The following is a 16,726-nucleotide window of genomic DNA, read 5'->3' as shown; positions in this document are numbered from 1 at the left end:
GCTCACCCCGCCGGCCAACCAGAAAAGAGATTACCGCTTATGTCCGGATACAAGGACCCCAATCTGCAAGACCGCCTCGCCCTGGCGCAGAAGGCGCGCGAGCAGGCGCTGAAGAAACTGGCCGACGCGCCCAAGCTCGACGAGGCGACGATTGCCAAGCGCAAGGCCGCACAGGAAGCGCGCGAAGCCGCCATCGCCGAGAAGAGCGCCGCCAAGCGCGCCGCGATCGCGCAGGCCAAGGCCGACAAGCAGGCCGCCGCCAAGGCCAAGGCCGAAGCCGACGCGGTCCCCGCACCGACCGAAGCCGAACTGAAGGCCGCGCGCGATGCGAAATATGCGGCGCGGAAGAAGCGGAAGAAGGGGTAGGGGAGAGCGGGGAGGAGCTTGTAAAGCGCAGCCTGTAAATGCGCCTACGGCAGGCGCTTAACTGGCCACGCGACAAGCTGTAAGCCGGTGCGCGTCAGGACATCACGCTGCGCATGGAGCGATTGCGCCAGCAATCGCGGAACGGCGAGCCGTGTTTGCGCTGCATTCAAGGATGCCTAGACGAACCGCTACCGGTCCATGCGACAAGTAATGGCTGTGGATTGTTAAATCTCGGCACTTGCAGATTAACCAAGGCAATGCGATTCGCGGAAGTTGACTGAAGTGGGGAGCCAGGATTGGCGCCTGACCCCCCTTCAACCACCGAAACCTGAGCGGTTGTGGTGGAGGTCGTTTCCGTGCTGGAAACCTCGCGTGTATGATCTCGTGGGGCAAGACCCGTCAAGCAACTGCTCTAAATATGAATTGGGTTGGCAAACAGGCTTTCAACAGGCTTTTCCACAACCCAATTCAGCTTTGAAGCGAGTTGTAAGAAATGGCGTTAGAGAACATACATCTTCGGAAGCTGCTGAAGCTCATGTACCTTGAGCCGAACACGCGTCGTTCAGCCTTGAGGACAGACATCCGTGAGGACCTCCGGCGCGAAGCAGGGGAGGATGGAGGTGGCGGAGACTTCTACTCTCCGTTCTGGGCCGATGCGAAGGCGCACGTGTTTGGGGGTCCGGACCTTAGGGTATCCACGGCAGAAAGGATTGCGGCCAACGCTCGCAGAAGCAATTTGTACCCGCAATTGCGAGATGGTTTTCTAAGCTGGTGGGACGAGAGAAGGCGTTGGACAAACCTCCCCTTCAATCCCGGACGCAAGCTTAAAGCTCGCTTCAAATTTCCTGGATTCGACGCAGTCGTTAAAATTGACAATATTCTGACTGTCGTAGACGGCAAGGGTGACGAACATGTCGTATATTCATATTTTGCCCCCGAGCCCGCTCTTTCTGCCGACGCTGCTCGCCTGGGTCTGTGGGTTTTAACTCAATCTTTTCCTACTGTTCCGCCAAGCGAGTTGCGGATTTTGGATATCATCCGTGGTAACACGTTTTCCATCGACCGCACGCCACTTAGTGGTGAGGAAGAAATCGAGTTTCGCGCGCGCTATGCTCGGCTAGTTGTTGAACGCGACAAGTTGCGCGCCGAATACGGGTAGGAGGTTCATTTGCTTGACCACCAAAATGCGTGGGAAACACGTCGCTCCAAATGGGTGAAAAAGCCGCAGGATGCGCGCACGGCTGGCGATATTGATTATGCACGGGTGATCCATTCAGCCTCATTCCGCAGACTTCAGGGTAAGACGCAGATACTTAACCTTGGCGACAGTGATTTCTATCGTACCCGTCTTACTCACTCGCTGGAAGTGGCGCAGATTGCTGGAAGCCTAGGCGCTCAGCTCCGCCAAAATTGTTCGGGCCACGATGCTGTCAACTTCATCCCGGATCGGAGCATGCTACAGGCCATCGCGTCTACCCATGATCTTGGGCACCCACCCTTTGGTCATGGCGGAGAGGTCGCGCTCAATTACTGCATGCGCGACGAGGGTGGTTTTGAGGGCAATGGCCAGACGCTAAGAATCCTCTCGAAGCTAGAGAAATTTTCAGAGCAAGATGGTGCTGATCTTTGCCGCGAGACGCTCCTTGGCGTGTTGAAGTATCCAGTGGCTTTCAGCGCAGTTGTAAATTTAGGTAAGAGCCCGCGGATGCTACCTAATACGAGTGGCACGCCGTTGTTGGATCGCACGGCTTCAAAGCCACCGAAGTGCTACATGGATAGTGAAGCGGACGTGGTGGAATGGTTGCTTGAACCTCTTTCTGGAACTGACAGGGAGGCGTTCCAATCCTTCGATTTGAAGGAGGGCAAGCATGCGAAGGCTCGCCACAAGTCCTTTGCTTGCAGTATCATGGACTTGGCCGACGACATTAGCTTCGGAATTCATGACATGGAGGATGCATTGGCCCTCCGTCTTGTCGACCAAGAGGGCTTTCGTCGACATGTGACCCCGGAGAGAAGTGAGGGACTGCTCGATTATTTAAACAGCAACTATGCGGGGAAGTACGGCAATGATGTTTACGGCGGATTCGTGGAAAGGATTTTTGCGAGTGGGACCGAACGGAAGCACCAGATAAATCGCATTCTGAACTTCGTTATCACTAATGTACAGATTGACGAATTATCGGAATTTGATGAGCCGCGCCTAAGATATCGTGCTCGATTACCTGAGCCAGTGGCACGGTTTGTTGAGGCAGTGAAGGATTTTATCCGTGAGGAGGTGATTTTTAGCCCAGGCGTCCAGCATCTGGAATTCAAGGGTCAGATGATGGTTATCTCAGTCTTCGAAGTAATGAAGTCTGATCCGAGGAGCTTCTTGCCTCCCGACATCTACAAGAAGTATAGACACAGTGCCGATCCGATGCGTGATATTTGCGACTACGTTGCGGGAATGACAGATACATATCTTCTCAAAACCTACGAACGACTTTTCGCACCAAGAGTCGGTTCGGTCTTTGACAAGCTTTGATTGACGATGACGTTCGGCGTTTTCATGCACAAGGATGGGTCGATTTACGACGACATTCCAGAAGTGCATTACCAGTTTCCGAAAAGCTATCTCAGCCGCGCCCAGCAGATGGTCGGCGACTGGATTGTCTATCGCGAGCCGGTCAAAATTCGAAACTCAAAAGGTTTCTTCGCCGTGGCGAAGGTCGAGCGGATCATTCCTGATCCCGATAAAGCCGATCACTTCCGGGCGCTCATCGAAGAAGGTAGCTACCTGCCGTTCGAGCCGACGGTCGCGCATGTCGTGAATGGCGAGCAAGTTGAGCAGGGGGTTCTCAATGACTCCGGCAAGGTTTCCGGCCGCGCCCAAGCTGCCGTGCGTCCGTTGTCGCAATCCGACTTCGCCCGCATCATCGCGCTCGGCCTGCCGGACGAGGACTTCCTACCTCGAAGCGATGACGAAGTTGTCGAGGACAAACTTCTCCACGAGCCGCAAACCCCGTTTGAGATCGAGCGCCCCATCGTACTGTCGCTTGTTTCCAAGCCATTCCGCGACCGCGCTTTTCGCCGCGCCGTGATGCACGCCTATGATGGCCGCTGCGCGGTGACTGGCTGGAAGCTGGTCAATGGCGGCGGCCGCTTGGAAGCGCAGGCTGCACATATCCGCCCGGTTGAGCATGGCGGCCCTGACAGCGTGCGCAATGGCCTCGCTCTTTCAGGTACGGCGCATTGGATGTTTGATCGGGGGCTGATCGGCTTCAGGGATGATCTCGAGATCATCGTGCACCGCAAGGTCAATGACCGCGAGGGTGTCGAGGCGATCATCAATCCCACGGGTAAGCTCAAGGCGCCGGAGATCGAGTCCTATCGTCCGCATCCTAAGTTCCTGTCGTGGCATCGGGAGTTTCACGGGTTCGACGCGTAGCTTCAGCCCTGTTCCGTGAAGTCATTCCGAGTGACACGTTTTTTGTTTGCGCCCTCAAGCGCCGGGCGGGGCGCATCCGCGCCCCTTGGCTACGCGGCATAAGCCGCGGCGCGCGGTCTCGCTTGCACTCGGCTGCGCCTCGCGTGCTAGCGCAAGGTTGTTAGCACGTGGCGAACCGCAGGAAGTGCGGGATATGCGCCCTCAATCCCACCCTTCATCCTTGATCGACCGACAGCGAGGCCCCGTGTCCTCGGCTGGCTCCTCCGGCGCCTCACCCGCGCCCCTCTCCGGCGACGGTAGCGGCATCGCCTCGTCCACCTCGTCCCACTGCGCCTCGGGGTCCTGGTAGAGCTCGTGCTCGGGGTCGTCGTAGCAGAGGTAGCCTTCCTCGCGGTCGAGCGCCTCCAGCCGCCGGTATTCCTTCCACGCGGCGCGGGTGCGGGGGCTTAGCTGGGCGTACCAGTTCTCGTAGGACGCGTTCAGCTTGGTGTTGAGCGAGCGCAGCGTCTCGGCCTCTTCCTCGCCCGCGGCGGCGTTGCGCTCGGCCTCCCATTCCTTGCGCCATTGCTTCTTGAGCCGCTCGAGCTCCATTTTGCCCACCGCGTTGAGGCCCTTGGGCTTGCCCTCGGCAAAGCGCTCGGGTGCGCGGTTGCGCAGCATGAACATCAGCAGCCGGTCGTTATGCACCGTGCGGCTGCCGACGAGCTTGCCATAGGAATAGACCGGCACCTCGACCCCGTTCAGCGCGCGGTCCATCGCGACATCCTCGATCCGCTGCATACCCAGATCGAGCGCGGCCTGCCACGCGGCGCGGAAGCTGGCGGCCTCGGGATGGCGGCGCAGGAGATAGGCGCCGACCTCGGCGCGGCCGACCTGGCGGCAGGCGCTGGCGACGCTGCCGGTATCCGCCAGCGCCTCGATAAAGGCGCGCTGGACCTGCGGCTTCCACCCGTTCGATCGCTCGCGCAGGCGCGGGACGGGGGTGAAGGCGGGCAACGTGCCGCGCGCGGTGTGGGGGTGTTGGGTGGCGGTGGGGTCGGGGTTCGGGTCGTCCATCTGCGGGGATGGAGCAGATTTGGCGCGTGTAGGAAAATTTTGGGGGAGGGGGGGAGAGGGGAGGAGGAGGAGGAAGAGAAGGATTCTTTGCTTTTCGAACCCGCATCCGCGGGTTCGTCCTCGCTAGACGTGCAGCAAGCTGCACCCGCTGCGGGCGGGCGGTCGCCCTTGCCTCGCCTGCGGCTCGGGATCATCGCGGCCCGCTATCCTATCGCGCGAGTCCCGTTCGCGACCAGCGAACGGCAAGGCCGACCGGCCGCCCGCAGGGGCCCGCAGGAGCGCAGCGACGGAGGAACAGCCCCGAGGATGCGCCCGCGGATGCGGGTGCGTAACACAAAAAACTCCCCCGCAGATCCGGTGCGTATGCGAAATCTCTCCGCCGCTTACCGAATCTTAACCTCGTCACGATAACGATCAGGCGGGGGCGGTACATCGGTGCCGGGTCCAACCCCATTTCGAAAGTGTTGACCGATGGCCTTGCTGTGTCGTCTGCTCGCGCAATTGTCGCGGGATACACGGGGTAACGTCCTGCCCATCGTCGGCGCGGCGCTGGTGCCGCTGACCATCATGATCGGCAGCGGGGTCGACCTCAGCCGCGCCTATATGGCCAAGAGCAAGATGCAGAGCGCGTGCGACGCCGCCAGCCTCGCCGCGCGGCGGGTGATGAAGGACGATGCGCTGTCGAGCGAGGTCGAGGCCACCGGCAAGGACTTCTTCGGCTTCAACTTCCCGCAGGGGCTGTACGGCACCGCCGGGTTCACCCCCGTGATCAGCCGCTCGGGCCCCGGCGTGGTCCGCGTGGCGGCGGAGACGACGATCCCGACGGTGGTGATGAATTTGTTCGGCTTCGGTTCGCTGCCCGTCTCGGTCAGCTGCGATGCCTCGCTCAATTTCGTCAACACCGATATCGTGCTGGTGCTCGATGTCACCGGCTCGATGGCCGAGAGCATCAGCGGCTCGACCAAGATCGCGGCGCTGCAGGACGCGGTGCTGGCGCTGTATGACGAACTCGCGCCGACGCAGGCGCAGCTCCAGGCGCAGGGATTGCGGCTGCGCTACGGCGTGGTGCCCTATTCGAGCACGGTCAATGTCGGCCGGCTCGTCTATGGCCAGAACGCGGGCTACATGCGCTCGAACGTGACCGTCCCCTCGCGCGTGGCGAACTTCAACCAGGCGGTCTACACCAGCAATGCCCCGACGCAGAGCGGGTCGTGGGAGGTCTATAACGGCAGCCTGTCGAACAGCGAATGCGAGAATTACGTGGGTGCGCCCAACACCAGCGGCGGGGGCCCGCCGCCCAGCGCTACGACGGTGACCCGTTACCAGGGGACGTCGTCGAGCAACAACTACAACCAGTCGCAGAACTGGGGCTGGTCGAATGCGCCCGACACTTCGGGCACCAACCGCAGCTGCCGCCGCTGGAAGAGCGTCGAGACCACGACCTACAAGGAAAGCGGCACCAAGGCCTTCAGCAACTGGACCTATCGCCAGGTGCAGTACGACACGTCGGACTATATCCGGCCGGGCGGCAAGCTGACCTTCGCCACCAGCGCGGCCGGCACCGTGCCGGCGCCGGGCGGGAGCTACAATGCGCAGCAGCTCGCCGCAGTGGGTACCGGCGTGAGCACGGCCGACGCCGTGTGGAACGGCTGTATCGAGGAACGCGACACCACCACCGGGATCGACGGCGGGACCAGCATGACCATCCCGTCGGGCGCGAAGGATCTCGACATCGACCTGATCCCCGGCAGCGATGCGACGCGCTGGCGCCCGATGGTGCCCGACCTGATCTTCACCCGTAGTGCGGGCACCGCCTCGACCACTTCGAATGCGGATGCCGCCAACACCACCGGCTGGATCAAGAACTATGCCTATAGCCAGGGCTACTGGGCCTGTCCGACCGAGGCGCGCCGCCTCGCCGAATGGGATCGCACCGCGCTCGACACTTACGTCAAGGGCCTGCAGACCGTCGGCGGGACCTATCACGACATCGGCATGATCTGGGGCGCGCGGTTCATCTCGACCGGCGGCGTGTTCGGCGATGGCTGCGACTATTACAATTCGATGCCCTGCAACCGCCATGTGATCTTCATGACCGATGGCGCGCAGACCGCCTATTGCAACGTCTATACCGCTTACGGGGTCGAGCAGAACGACATGCGCACGACCGGTTCGGGCAATTGTTCGAACCAGCTGGCGCGCCACGAGCAGCGCTTCCGCATGGCCTGCAACGCAGCCAAGAACCTCGGCGCCTCGCTGTGGGTCATCGGTTTCGACACTGCGCTCACTGCCAATCTGAGCGGCTGTGCCAGCAGCCCCGGACAGGCTTCGACCGTCGCCGACCGCGCCGCGCTGATCAGCAAGTTCCGCCAGATCGGCAACCAGATCGGCGCGCTGAGGCTGACCCAATGAGGGGCCTCGTCAAACGCTTGCGCCGGGACGAGCAGGGCGCGGCGATCGTCGAGTTCGCGCTGGTGCTGACGCCGCTGCTGCTGTTCCTGATCGGCGGGCTGGACCTCGGCTACCAGGCCTATCTCCGTTCAGTCATCCAGGGTGCGCTCAACGATGTCGCGCGGACCGGTTCGCTCGAGGGGCCGACCTTCAACTGCACGGGCGACACGGTAGAGGAGCAGATCGGCTGTGCGATCCAGACGCGTTCGGACGTGATCGCGCGCGGCGCCACCTACCAGATCACCATGCGCAATTTCTACGATTTCTCAGGCATCGGCCGCAGCGAGAAGCTGGTCACCGATTACAATTCGAACGGCCAATACGACCTGGGCGATTGCTTCGTCGATCTCAATGCCAACGGGGCCTACGATACCAGCGCGGGCCGGACCGGCGTCGGCGGGGCGGACGATGTGGTGTTCTATGAAGTACGGCTGAGCATGCCCCGGCTGTTCCCGATCCACAAATTCATCGACACGACGCCCGACTATCACATCTATGCCACGGCGGCGGTCCGCAACCAGCCCTATGCGGCGCAGAAAGTGCCTTCGACGGTGTGCGTATGAGCCGGAAAACACCCTCCTCGGCGCGGCGTTTCATCCGAGCCCTGATCCGTTCGCGGCGCGGGATCGCGTTGACCGAATTCGCCTTCGCCCTGCCGATCTTCGTCACGCTTTTGTTCGGCGGGCTCGAGGTAATCAATCTGGTGATGGCCCACATGCGCATCAGCCAGATCGCGATTTCGGTCGCCGACAATGCCGGACGCGTGCGCCAGGGGATCGACGAGGCCGATATCTACGAAGTGTTCGCGGGTGCCGACCAGGTCGGGCGCGGGGTCGATTTCGCCACCAATGGGCGCGTGATCCTGTCCTCGCTCGAACCGAACGGCAGGACCGGCGGCCAGGCAGGCCAGATGATCAACTGGCAGCGCTGCTACGGCGCGCTGGCCGCCACACCGCGCTACGGCACGCAGGACGCGGGCCGGACCGATGGCTCGCTCCGCGATGGGCTGGGTTCGACGGCGAGCAAGATCAAAGCCGCCGACGGGACCGCGGTGATGTTTGCCGAAGTGTCTTATCGCTACACGCCGCGGATCCTCCCGAGCATCGTCGCCAACGGTCTCGAGCTGCGTTACGAAAGCGCGTTCAACGTGCGCGAACGGACCAACCAGAACCTGACCAATACGCAGAATCTGGCGACCAATTCCTGTTAGGCCAATTCCTGTTAGGCGGGGGCGACCCTACGGCTTGAAAGTACCCATGATGGACAAGAAATTCGCGCTGTGCATGGCGGGCGGCATCTTGCTGGTCGTCGCTTCGACGATGGGCGAAGATGGGCCGGTGACGCGGCTGGCGGGGATGGATGCGGAGGACGCGCGCCAGGGCCAGCAAATCCTGCGCGAACGGGCCGGCGCGGCGCCCGCGGCATCGGCGGCGAACAGCGCTGCCAGCGCCGATTGGTACGCGCCCGACCCCGGACCCGTGCAACCGGCGATTCCCGTTTACCGCTATGAGAATGTCGAAGTGCACGTGCCGCAGGAAGTGTTCGACCCGGCGGTCGCCGCGGCCAGCGAGATCCGTTAGGCGGCCCAAATGCAAACCTCCCCGGATACCGACAAGGGCACCGGGGAGGCTTTAATTCTACTCAGCCGCCGGAGCGGGCGGGACGTTTACGGACGGATCTGGCCGTCGCCGTGGACGAGATATTTGAAGCTGCACAATTGCTCGAGGCCGACCGGCCCGCGCGCGTGCATCTTGCCGGTCGCAATGCCGATTTCCGCGCCCATGCCGAACTCGCCGCCATCGGCGAACTGCGTGCTGGCATTGTGCATCACGATGGCGCTGTCGATGCTGGTCATGAACTTGCGCGCAGCGTCGTCGTCCTCGGTCAGGATCGCATCGGTGTGATGGCTCGAATGCGCTTCCACCCAGGCGATACCTTCATCGAGCCCGTCGACGATCTTCACGCTGGCGATGGGGTCGAGATATTCGGTATTCCAATCTTCCTCGGTTGCCTGCTTCAAGCGGCCGTCGATCGCCACCGCATCGGCATCGCCGCGCAATTCGCAATCGCCGCCCATCGTGTCGGCGAACTTGGGGATGAAGTCCGCTGCTACTGCGCGGTCCACCACCACGCTTTCGGTCGCGCCGCACACGCCGGTCCGGCGCAGCTTGGCATTGCGGATCACCTTGACCGCCTTGTCGAGATCGGCGGCGGCGTGGACGTAGCTGTGACAATTGCCGTCGAGGTGGAGCAGCGTGGGCACGCTGGCCTGGTCGCGGACCAGTTCGACCAGCCCGCGTCCGCCGCGCGGGATCACCAGATCGACGAATTCATCGGCCTTGAGCAGCGCGGCGACGGCATTGCGGTCGGTCGTGCCGACGGTCTGCACCGCATCCTCGGGCAGGCCGACAGCCTTCAGCCCGGCGCCCATGCAATCGACGATCACGCGCGTCGAATAGCGGCTTTCGCTGCCGCCGCGCAGGATCACCGCATTGCCCGACTTGAGGCACAGCGCGCTGGCGTCCGCGCCGACATTGGGGCGCGATTCGTAAATCATGCCGATCACGCCGATGGGCACCGCCACGCGTTCGATCGTGAGGCCGTTGGGCCGCTCGAACGTCGCCAGCTGGCGGCCGACGGGGTCGGGCAGTTCGGCGATTTCCTCGAGCGCGCCGGCCATGCCCGCGATCCGCTCCTCGGTCAGGCGCAGACGGTCGATGAAGCTTTCGGGCTTGCTGCCTTCGACGCTCTTCACATCCTTGGCATTGGCTTCGAGCAGGTCGGGCGTGCGGTCGCGCAGCGCCTTGGCGGCTTCGCGCAGCGCGGTGTTCTTCGCCTCGGTGCTGGCCGACAGCAGGCCGCGAGCTGCCTTGCGCGCGCGCTGGCCGAGGTCGTGGATATGCAATTGCGGGTCGAGTGTCTGGTCGGTCATAGTATCTCTCATATATCGTGTTTCGGGGCGGGAGTCGCTGGCGTTCAGCGCAACTCGACCGCCCGGTCGTAGGCTGCCTGCAGGGTATCATGCAGGCGCTTGGAAAGGCCGCCATCTGCATTGAGGGCGCCGAGACCGGCGGCAGTGGTGCCGCCCTTGCTGGTCACCGAATTGCGCAATTCCTCAAGGCTGGGCGCCGACGGTTCGCTGGCCATGGCGATCGCCCCGCCAATCGTGCCGAGCACCATGTCGCGCGCTTCGTCCTCGTCGAAACCCTGCGCCATGGCCGCTTCGGCATAAGCGCGGGCAATCTCGAAGACGTAACCGGGGCCCGAACCCGCCACGGCGGTCACCTTGTCGAGCTTGTCTTCGCTGCCGACCGTAATGGTTGCGCCTGCGCGGCGCATGAACGCCTCGGCATGGGTGACATGGATCGAACTGGCATGCGGGCCGGGGCAGATGCCGCTGACGCCGCGGCCGATCGCGGCGGGGAGGTTGGGCATCGTGCGGATGACCGGCGCATCGCCCATCAGCCTGGAGAGGCGCGCCCCCGAATAGCCGGCAGCGATCGAGAGGACGTATCCTCCCGGCGCCAGATGCTCGATATAATCGGCCAGGATATCGTCGATCAGCTGCGGCTTCACCGCGGCAACGATGCAGTCGAATCGCTTGTCGGCGATCTGTTCGCGGTCGGTGACGAGAGTGACCTCTTCGGGCACATCGCTACCGGCTGGATCGACCACGGTGATCCTTTCGGGCCCCTCGACCCATTGCGAAAGTAAAGCGGAGCCCATTTTTCCGCATCCGACAATGCAAACAGTTTTTATAATGACTAAAATCCGTTTCCGAGCGCCATGGCTCTTGTGTAATCTTGTGCTTACTTGACTATAAGAAGAGCTTCCTGGAAGCTTACTGCCTTAACTATACCAAATACGATCTTATTCATGTTAGGCCGGTATTTTCAAAAAGGCGGTTGTGCAGTGCACAACCACTATCTATATTGTGCTCGAGAAATTTCAAGCCTACGCAACATTCGAAAAATATGACCCAAAAACGAAACATCGTCGTCAAAATCGGTTCGGCCCTCCTTGCCAACCAACAGCTCCTCACTCCGCGTTATGGCTTCCTCCAGCGTCTGCTGGAAGACATTGCCCAGTTGCGCGCCGAAGGTACCAATGTGATCCTGTGCTCGTCGGGCTCGGTCGCACTGGGCCTGCGCATCATCGGGGAAACGCCCGAAAGCGCCGGAGTATCCGACAAGCAGGCCGCCGCCGCTTGCGGCATGCCGCTGCTGCTCAATGCCTATAAGCAGGTCGGGCACGAGTTTGGCTTCGAGATTGCGCAGGTGCTGCTGACGCTGGGCGATTTCGAGGATCACCGCCGTTTCCTCAACACGCGCAACACCGTGCACCGCCTGCTCCAGTCCAACGTGGTCCCGATCGTCAACGAGAACGATACCATCACCACCGAGGAAATCCGTGTCGGCGACAACGACCGGCTGGCGGCCAAGGTCGCGCAGATGGTCGGCGCGGACGATTTCGTGATTCTCACCGGCGTCGACGGCCTTTACGACCGCAATCCCGACGATCCCGAGGCGCAATTCGTGCCCGAGGTCGAGGATGTCAGCCTGTATATGGACGCGACCAAGGGCAAGAGCACGCTCGGCACGGGCGGGATGGAGACCAAGCTGCTGGCCGCCAACATGGCGCAGGAAGCGGGCGTCACCACCTGGATCGCGCAGGGCGAGGCGGATCACCCGGTCTCCAGCGTGCTGGCCCAGACGCGCCGTTCGACCAAGATTCTCCCGCATCCCAATCCGCTGTCGGGCTGGGACAGCTGGATCGCTAACCGCCTGCAGATGGCGGGCAGCCTGGTGATTTCCGACACCACCGCATCGGGGCTGGGGGGCGATCGCCCGATCCGCCGCGGCGACGTGATTTCGATGACCGGCGATTTCTCGCGCGGCGACGTGCTCCATATCTACGACAGCAAAGGCATCGAACGTGCCCGCGGGCTGAGCGATTTCACCTCGGAGGAATTGCGCGTGCTGACGAGCAATCCCGATACGCAGGCCGAACAATTGCTCGGTTATCGCACCAAGGGCGAAGTGATCCGCAGCGCCAATCTGGTGATGCTCGAAAACCGCCACCTGTTGTGGGATGCCCCCGAAGAAATTTCCAGCGCACAATAGCGCTCGGGGGACAGCGGCGCGAACTTCACTTGGCGTTCATCGGGACGCTGGTTATAGGCTGCTTCCCATGACAACCCAGACCCGCTCCACCCCCAAGCTCATCCTCGGCGCCGCGCTGGCGGGTGCGACGCTCCTCACCGCCGGATGTGCGGGCCGCGACAACGGCCCCCGCGACACCGCCTATGTCGCACGCGACGTGGAATCGCTGTACTGGGAGGCCAAGCGCCGGCTCGACAATGGCCAGGCCGAAATGGCTGCCGCGCTGTTCGACGAGGTCGAGCGCCAGCATCCCTATTCGCCCTGGGCGCGCCGGGCGCAGCTGATGGGTTCGTTCAGCTATTACGTTGCGCAGGATTACAACAAGGCGATCCAGGCGGCGCAGCGCTTCCTGCAGATCCACCCGGGCAACAAGGACGCGCCTTACGCCTTCTACCTGATCGCGCTCAGCTATTACGAGCAGATCAGCGACGTCCAGCGCGACCAGAAGATCACCGACCAGGCGCTGACCGCGCTCAACGAGATCAACCGCCGCTTCCCCAACAGCGATTACGCCGCCGATGCGCGGCTCAAGATCGACCTCGTGCGCGATCACCTCGCGGGCAAGGAAATGGAGATCGGCCGGCATTACGAACGCTCGGGCAAGTGGATCGCGGCGCAGATCCGCTTCCAGAACGTGGTCGACAATTACGAGACCACCAGCCACGCGCCCGAAGCGCTCTACCGGCTGACCGAAACCAGCCTTGCGCTGGGAATTCCGGCCGAAGCGGTGAAATATGCCGCAGTGCTCGGCGCGAACTATCCGGGCAACGACTGGTACGACAAGGCGTATGAGCTGGTGCAGGACCACGCAGCGGGCGTGAACCCCAGCTGATCCGCGCCCCCGGGTCAGGCGCGGCGTGCGCGCAAGGCCTCGATCTGCGCGCTGGACGCCGCCTCTGCATCGAATGACATGACCCGGTTGCGGCCTTCGTTCTTGGCGCGATAGAGCGCGCGATCGGCTTCGCCATAGAGCGCGGTCCAGTCCTCGGGACCGGCCACCACCGCATCCGCTACTCCGATGCTCGCAGTGATCTGTTCGCCATGCGGCATGTAGGCGCCGCGGATTTCGCCCAGCACCTGCAATGCGATCGCCGGGTCGAGCGTGTCGGCGCTGGCGAGCAGCGCGAACTCCTCGCCCCCCAGCCGTGCCGCGCAGATCTCGCCGCGCGCATGGATTGCCAGCAGTTCGGCGAAAGCGCGCAGCACATCGTCGCCCATATCGTGCCCGAAGCGGTCGTTGATATTCTTGAAGCGGTCGATATCGACCACCATCAGCCGCACCGCGCGGCCGCGCTCGGCAAAGCCTTCGAAATGTTCCATCAGCGCGCGGCGATTGGCGAGGCCGGTGAGCGGATCGTGCCGCGCCAGCTCGGCCGATCTGTAGCGTTCCTCGACCAGGCTCAGCAGCAAATGGTGGTGGCGCCGCATCATCAGCAGCTGGAACCCCACCGCGATGACCACTGCAGTGGCCAGCACCGCATCCATCACCTGACCCGTGCTCGCCAGCGCGGCGGCCACCGGACCCAGCGTCACCAGCAGCACCGATAGGCCGATGCCGCGCACCGCGGTCAGGCAATAGCCGAGCATCAGCGCGCCGAGCGACATGATCGCAGGATAGTAGATCCGCGTTTCGACCGGTGCGCTTGCCCAGCTGGCGATGCACCACACACTGCCGACCGCGGCGGAGAGCAGGCACAGCTTCCACACCGTGGCGATAGCCCGCCGCGCATCCTGCGTGGTCGAGGTGTCGAAATCGATCGGGCGCGCCAGCAGGATCAGCCCGAGCGTGGCGAGCGCCAGCACCACCAGCGGCAGCCCGTAGGCGACCAGCGGCCCCGCGCCCGGGCTCGCCCCATAGGCGACCACCGGCAGGCTGAGGATAAAGCCGGCAAACAGCAGCCGCGCCTGGCCGATCATGTGGTGGGCAGTGAGCATGGTGAAGTCGTCCCGCAGATGCGCGGGAATGCCCGGCCCGCCAAGGCCGTTCAGGATGCTTCGCCAAAACACCCCTATGCCATAATATAGCATTTGCTAATTCGACGTTTACGGATGCGCCGGATCGTGCGGCTGCCAAGCTTGTCGATTGCGCGCAAAGGCTTGCTGACTTGGCTTGCGGCAGCGGCTAACAGGGCCTGGCATGCTGACCCGGCTCTCCATCCGCAATATCGTGCTGATCGAAGCGCTCGACCTCGCCTTCGGGCGCGGGCTCGGCGTGCTCACCGGCGAAACCGGGGCGGGCAAGTCGATCCTGCTCGATGCGCTGGGGCTGGTGCTGGGCAACCGCGCCGACAGCGGGCTGGTGCGCGGCGGCGAGGACAAGGCCAGCGTTTCGGCCACCTTCGACTTCAACACCCTGCCGCGCGGCCTCGCCCGATTGCTCGACGATGCGGATATCGAACTGGAGGACGGCGAACCGCTGATCGTGCGGCGCCAGCTTAGAGCCGACGGCAAGAGCAAGGCCTTCGTCAACGACCAGGCGGTCAGCGTGGCCCTGCTGCGCGAGATGGCGGGTTTCCTTGTCGAATTGCATGGCCAGCACGACGATCGCGGGCTGGTCAATCCGCGCGGTCACCGCGTCCTGCTCGACCGGTTCGCCGGGGCCGATACCGCGCGGGTCGCGGACGCGTGGAGCACATGGCGCAGCGCCGAGGACGCGCTCGCCGAAGCGCGCGGCGCGGTCGAGACCGCCAAGGCCGACCAGAATCTGCTGCTCGCGCATCTCGCCGAACTGACTGCGCTCGAACCGCAGGCGGGCGAAGAGGCGCGGCTCGCCGCAACCCGCGCGGACATGCAGAAGGGCGAGAAGCTGTCGGGCGATCTCGAGGAATTGCGGCATTTGTGGGAAGGCTCGGATTCGCCGCTCGCAGCGCTGCGGGTGGCGGCGCGGCGGCTCGACCGGATCGCGCCCGAACACCCGCTGCTGGCCGAAGCGCTGGGCGCGCTCGACCGCGCGGTGATCGAAGCGGGCGAGGCGGAGGAAAAGCTGCAGGCTGCCGCCGAGGCCCTGGTTCACGACCCCGCCGCGCTCGATGCCGCCGAAACGCGGCTGTTCGAACTCCGCGCGCTGGCACGCAAGCACCGCTGCGAAGTCGACGAATTGCCCGAGACGATGCGCGCCATGCGCAGCCGGCTCGAAAGCATCGAAGGCGGCGAGGCCGAACTCGACGCGCTCGAGGCGGCGGCCAAGGAAGCTGGCAAAGGCTACCGCGCCGCGGCCGAAGCGCTGCATGCCAGCCGCCTTGCGGCAGCGCTGCGGCTGGACGAAGCGGTGACGCGCGAACTGGCGCCGCTGAAGCTCGACGCCGCGCGTTTCCGCACTGCGGTGGCCGCCTTGCCCGAGGACAAATGGAGCGCGAGCGGCATGGATGCGGTCGAATTCCTCATCGCCACCAATCCCGGCGCCGATTTCGCGCCGCTCACCAAGATTGCCAGCGGCGGCGAACTGTCGCGCTTCATCCTCGCGCTCAAGGTCGCGCTGGCCGAGCAGGGCGGGGCGGCGACGGTGATCTTCGACGAGATCGACCGCGGCGTCGGCGGCGCGGTCGCGAGCGCGATCGGCGAACGGCTCGCGCGGCTCTCCGCCGATGGACAGTTGCTCGCGGTAACGCACAGCCCGCAGGTCGCCGCACGCGGGCGCATGCATTACATGATCGCCAAATCGAGCGACGGCACGGTGACCAAGACCAGCGTTGCGCTGCTCGACGAAGGCGGGCGGCAGGAAGAGATCGCGCGCATGCTCTCGGGAGCCGAGGTTACGCCTGAAGCGAGGGCGCAGGCCGATCGGCTGCTGGAGGGCGTGTGATGCCCGCGCCCAAAGCCCCCTCTTCTTCAGAGGAGGGGGTTGGGGGTGGTGGCGTCTCGCCAGAGACGCTTCGCGCCCGAGCCGCCCGAATGCGCCGCGATATGCCCGAGCCCGAACGGCGCCTGTGGAATGAATTGCGCGGCAAGCGGCTTTCCGGCTTGAAATTCAGGCGACAGGTCGTGATCGGGCACCGGATCGTCGATTTCTTCTGTCCGGCGAAAGGGCTGGTGATCGAAGTGGATGGCGATACACATAACCCGGTGACCGATGCGGACCGCGATGGAACGATGCTTCGGGACCATGGATTTACGACCGTGCGTTTCACCAATCAGCAGATCATGCGCAATCTGGACGGGGTGCTGGAGAAGGTGACAAGCGTGCTTGAAGAGACTGCGGATCGCTGGCCGAAAAGTCGCGAACACCACCCCCAAACCCCCTCCTCTGAAGAAGAGGGGGCCTAGA

16 protein-coding genes are annotated in these 16,726 nt (G+C 63.4%); 12 read left to right on the top strand and 4 right to left on the bottom strand.

All coding sequences use genetic code 11. The features are described 5' to 3' along the window. Positions 1–39: 39 nt before the first annotated feature. From VWN43_RS07275 to VWN43_RS07260, 4 genes are all read left to right on the top strand, one after another. Positions 40–366, top strand: a complete 327-nt coding sequence (locus VWN43_RS07275) for a DUF6481 family protein (protein WP_320180054.1) — start codon at positions 40–42, stop codon at positions 364–366. 493 nt (positions 367–859) lie between these two features. Beyond that, complete coding sequence (locus VWN43_RS07270; protein ID WP_320180055.1) at positions 860–1,525, top strand: hypothetical protein; 666 nt, start codon at positions 860–862, stop codon at positions 1,523–1,525. A gap of 9 nt (positions 1,526–1,534) precedes the next feature. Further along, positions 1,535–2,890 carry an anti-phage deoxyguanosine triphosphatase gene (locus tag VWN43_RS07265; RefSeq protein WP_320180056.1) on the top strand — a complete coding sequence of 452 codons (1,356 nt, stop codon included), beginning with the start codon at positions 1,535–1,537 and terminating at the stop codon, positions 2,888–2,890. A 6-nt stretch (positions 2,891–2,896) separates the two neighbouring features. Further along, positions 2,897–3,793, top strand: a complete 897-nt coding sequence (locus VWN43_RS07260) for an HNH endonuclease (RefSeq protein ID WP_320180057.1) — start codon at positions 2,897–2,899, stop codon at positions 3,791–3,793. 201 nt (positions 3,794–3,994) lie between these two features. Here the strand turns inward: VWN43_RS07260 and VWN43_RS07255 are convergent, their stop codons facing one another. Beyond that, positions 3,995–4,849: a hypothetical protein gene (locus VWN43_RS07255; protein WP_320180058.1), complete on the bottom strand. Its 855-nt coding sequence runs from the start codon at positions 4,847–4,849 to the stop codon at positions 3,995–3,997. A gap of 501 nt (positions 4,850–5,350) precedes the next feature. Here VWN43_RS07255 and VWN43_RS07250 point away from each other — a divergent pair. The 4 genes from VWN43_RS07250 to VWN43_RS07235 are packed head-to-tail and all read left to right on the top strand — an operon-like array spanning position 5,351 to position 8,880. Continuing rightward, the gene (locus VWN43_RS07250; protein ID WP_320180059.1) at positions 5,351–7,261 is read left to right on the top strand and encodes a TadE/TadG family protein; all 1,911 of its coding nucleotides are present in this window, start codon (positions 5,351–5,353) and stop codon (positions 7,259–7,261) included. Then, positions 7,258–7,863 (top strand): TadE/TadG family type IV pilus assembly protein, encoded by a 606-nt coding sequence (locus VWN43_RS07245; RefSeq protein ID WP_320180060.1) that lies wholly within the window; start codon positions 7,258–7,260, stop codon positions 7,861–7,863. Before VWN43_RS07250 ends, VWN43_RS07245 begins: the two co-directional genes overlap by 4 nt. Next, on the top strand, positions 7,860–8,510 hold the full coding sequence (locus tag VWN43_RS07240) for a TadE/TadG family type IV pilus assembly protein (RefSeq protein ID WP_320180061.1): 651 nt from the start codon (positions 7,860–7,862) through the stop codon (positions 8,508–8,510). The genes VWN43_RS07245 and VWN43_RS07240 overlap by 4 nt, the downstream gene beginning before the upstream one ends. 46 nt (positions 8,511–8,556) lie before the next feature. Continuing rightward, on the top strand, positions 8,557–8,880 hold the full coding sequence (locus tag VWN43_RS07235; RefSeq protein WP_320180062.1) for a hypothetical protein: 324 nt from the start codon (positions 8,557–8,559) through the stop codon (positions 8,878–8,880). An 86-nt stretch (positions 8,881–8,966) separates the two neighbouring features. On the opposite strand, the gene VWN43_RS07230 is transcribed toward VWN43_RS07235, so the two are convergent. Both VWN43_RS07230 and VWN43_RS07225 read right to left on the bottom strand, forming a co-directional pair. Then, complete coding sequence (locus tag VWN43_RS07230) at positions 8,967–10,232, bottom strand: glutamate-5-semialdehyde dehydrogenase (RefSeq protein WP_320180063.1); 1,266 nt, start codon at positions 10,230–10,232, stop codon at positions 8,967–8,969. 44 nt (positions 10,233–10,276) lie between these two features. Next, entirely contained in the window at positions 10,277–11,044 is a 768-nt protein-coding gene (locus VWN43_RS07225) for a pyrroline-5-carboxylate reductase family protein (RefSeq protein WP_420493562.1), read from the bottom strand. Between the two features lie 230 nt (positions 11,045–11,274). Here VWN43_RS07225 and proB point away from each other — a divergent pair, with 230 nt between their 5' ends. Both proB and VWN43_RS07215 read left to right on the top strand, forming a co-directional pair. Further along, a complete protein-coding gene (gene proB, locus VWN43_RS07220; RefSeq protein ID WP_253515379.1) occupies positions 11,275–12,423 on the top strand; it encodes a glutamate 5-kinase in 1,149 nt (382 codons plus the stop codon). 67 nt (positions 12,424–12,490) lie between these two features. Continuing rightward, on the top strand, positions 12,491–13,294 hold the full coding sequence (locus VWN43_RS07215; protein ID WP_320180064.1) for an outer membrane protein assembly factor BamD: 804 nt from the start codon (positions 12,491–12,493) through the stop codon (positions 13,292–13,294). 14 nt (positions 13,295–13,308) lie between these two features. Here VWN43_RS07215 and VWN43_RS07210 read toward each other — a convergent pair whose 3' ends face one another. Then, entirely contained in the window at positions 13,309–14,469 is a 1,161-nt protein-coding gene (locus VWN43_RS07210; protein WP_320180065.1) for a GGDEF domain-containing protein, read from the bottom strand. Between the two features lie 130 nt (positions 14,470–14,599). Here VWN43_RS07210 and recN point away from each other — a divergent pair, with 130 nt between their 5' ends. Both recN and VWN43_RS07200 read left to right on the top strand, forming a co-directional pair. Then, positions 14,600–16,264, top strand: coding sequence for a DNA repair protein RecN (gene recN, locus VWN43_RS07205; protein WP_320180066.1), 1,665 nt, complete (start codon positions 14,600–14,602; stop codon positions 16,262–16,264). 101 nt (positions 16,265–16,365) lie between these two features. Further along, on the top strand, positions 16,366–16,725 hold the full coding sequence (locus VWN43_RS07200) for an endonuclease domain-containing protein (RefSeq protein ID WP_330768497.1): 360 nt from the start codon (positions 16,366–16,368) through the stop codon (positions 16,723–16,725). Position 16,726 lies beyond the last annotated feature (1 nt).

Source organism: Qipengyuania sp. HL-TH1 (genome assembly GCF_036365825.1).
GTDB lineage: Bacteria > Pseudomonadota > Alphaproteobacteria > Sphingomonadales > Sphingomonadaceae > Qipengyuania > Qipengyuania profunda.
The sequence above is the reverse complement of the archived record's forward strand: the minus strand, read 5'-3'. Positions and strand labels throughout refer to the sequence as shown.

Bases quoted from the DNA above. Each gene is read 5' to 3' on its own strand.
- VWN43_RS07200 (WP_330768497.1), top strand. From the start codon at position 16,366: ATGCCCGAGCCCGAACGGCGCCTGTGGAATGAATTGCGCGGCAAGCGG.
- VWN43_RS07275 (WP_320180054.1), top strand. From the start codon at position 40: ATGTCCGGATACAAGGACCCCAATCTGCAAGACCGCCTCGCCCTGGCG.
- VWN43_RS07240 (WP_320180061.1), top strand. From the start codon at position 7,860: ATGAGCCGGAAAACACCCTCCTCGGCGCGGCGTTTCATCCGAGCCCTG.
- VWN43_RS07230 (WP_320180063.1), bottom strand. From the start codon at position 10,232: ATGACCGACCAGACACTCGACCCGCAATTGCATATCCACGACCTCGGC.
- VWN43_RS07255 (WP_320180058.1), bottom strand. From the start codon at position 4,849: ATGGACGACCCGAACCCCGACCCCACCGCCACCCAACACCCCCACACC.
- VWN43_RS07260 (WP_320180057.1), top strand. From the start codon at position 2,897: ATGACGTTCGGCGTTTTCATGCACAAGGATGGGTCGATTTACGACGAC.
- VWN43_RS07215 (WP_320180064.1), top strand. From the start codon at position 12,491: ATGACAACCCAGACCCGCTCCACCCCCAAGCTCATCCTCGGCGCCGCG.
- VWN43_RS07270 (WP_320180055.1), top strand. From the start codon at position 860: ATGGCGTTAGAGAACATACATCTTCGGAAGCTGCTGAAGCTCATGTAC.
- proB (WP_253515379.1), top strand. From the start codon at position 11,275: ATGACCCAAAAACGAAACATCGTCGTCAAAATCGGTTCGGCCCTCCTT.
- VWN43_RS07235 (WP_320180062.1), top strand. From the start codon at position 8,557: ATGATGGACAAGAAATTCGCGCTGTGCATGGCGGGCGGCATCTTGCTG.
- VWN43_RS07245 (WP_320180060.1), top strand. From the start codon at position 7,258: ATGAGGGGCCTCGTCAAACGCTTGCGCCGGGACGAGCAGGGCGCGGCG.
- recN (WP_320180066.1), top strand. From the start codon at position 14,600: ATGCTGACCCGGCTCTCCATCCGCAATATCGTGCTGATCGAAGCGCTC.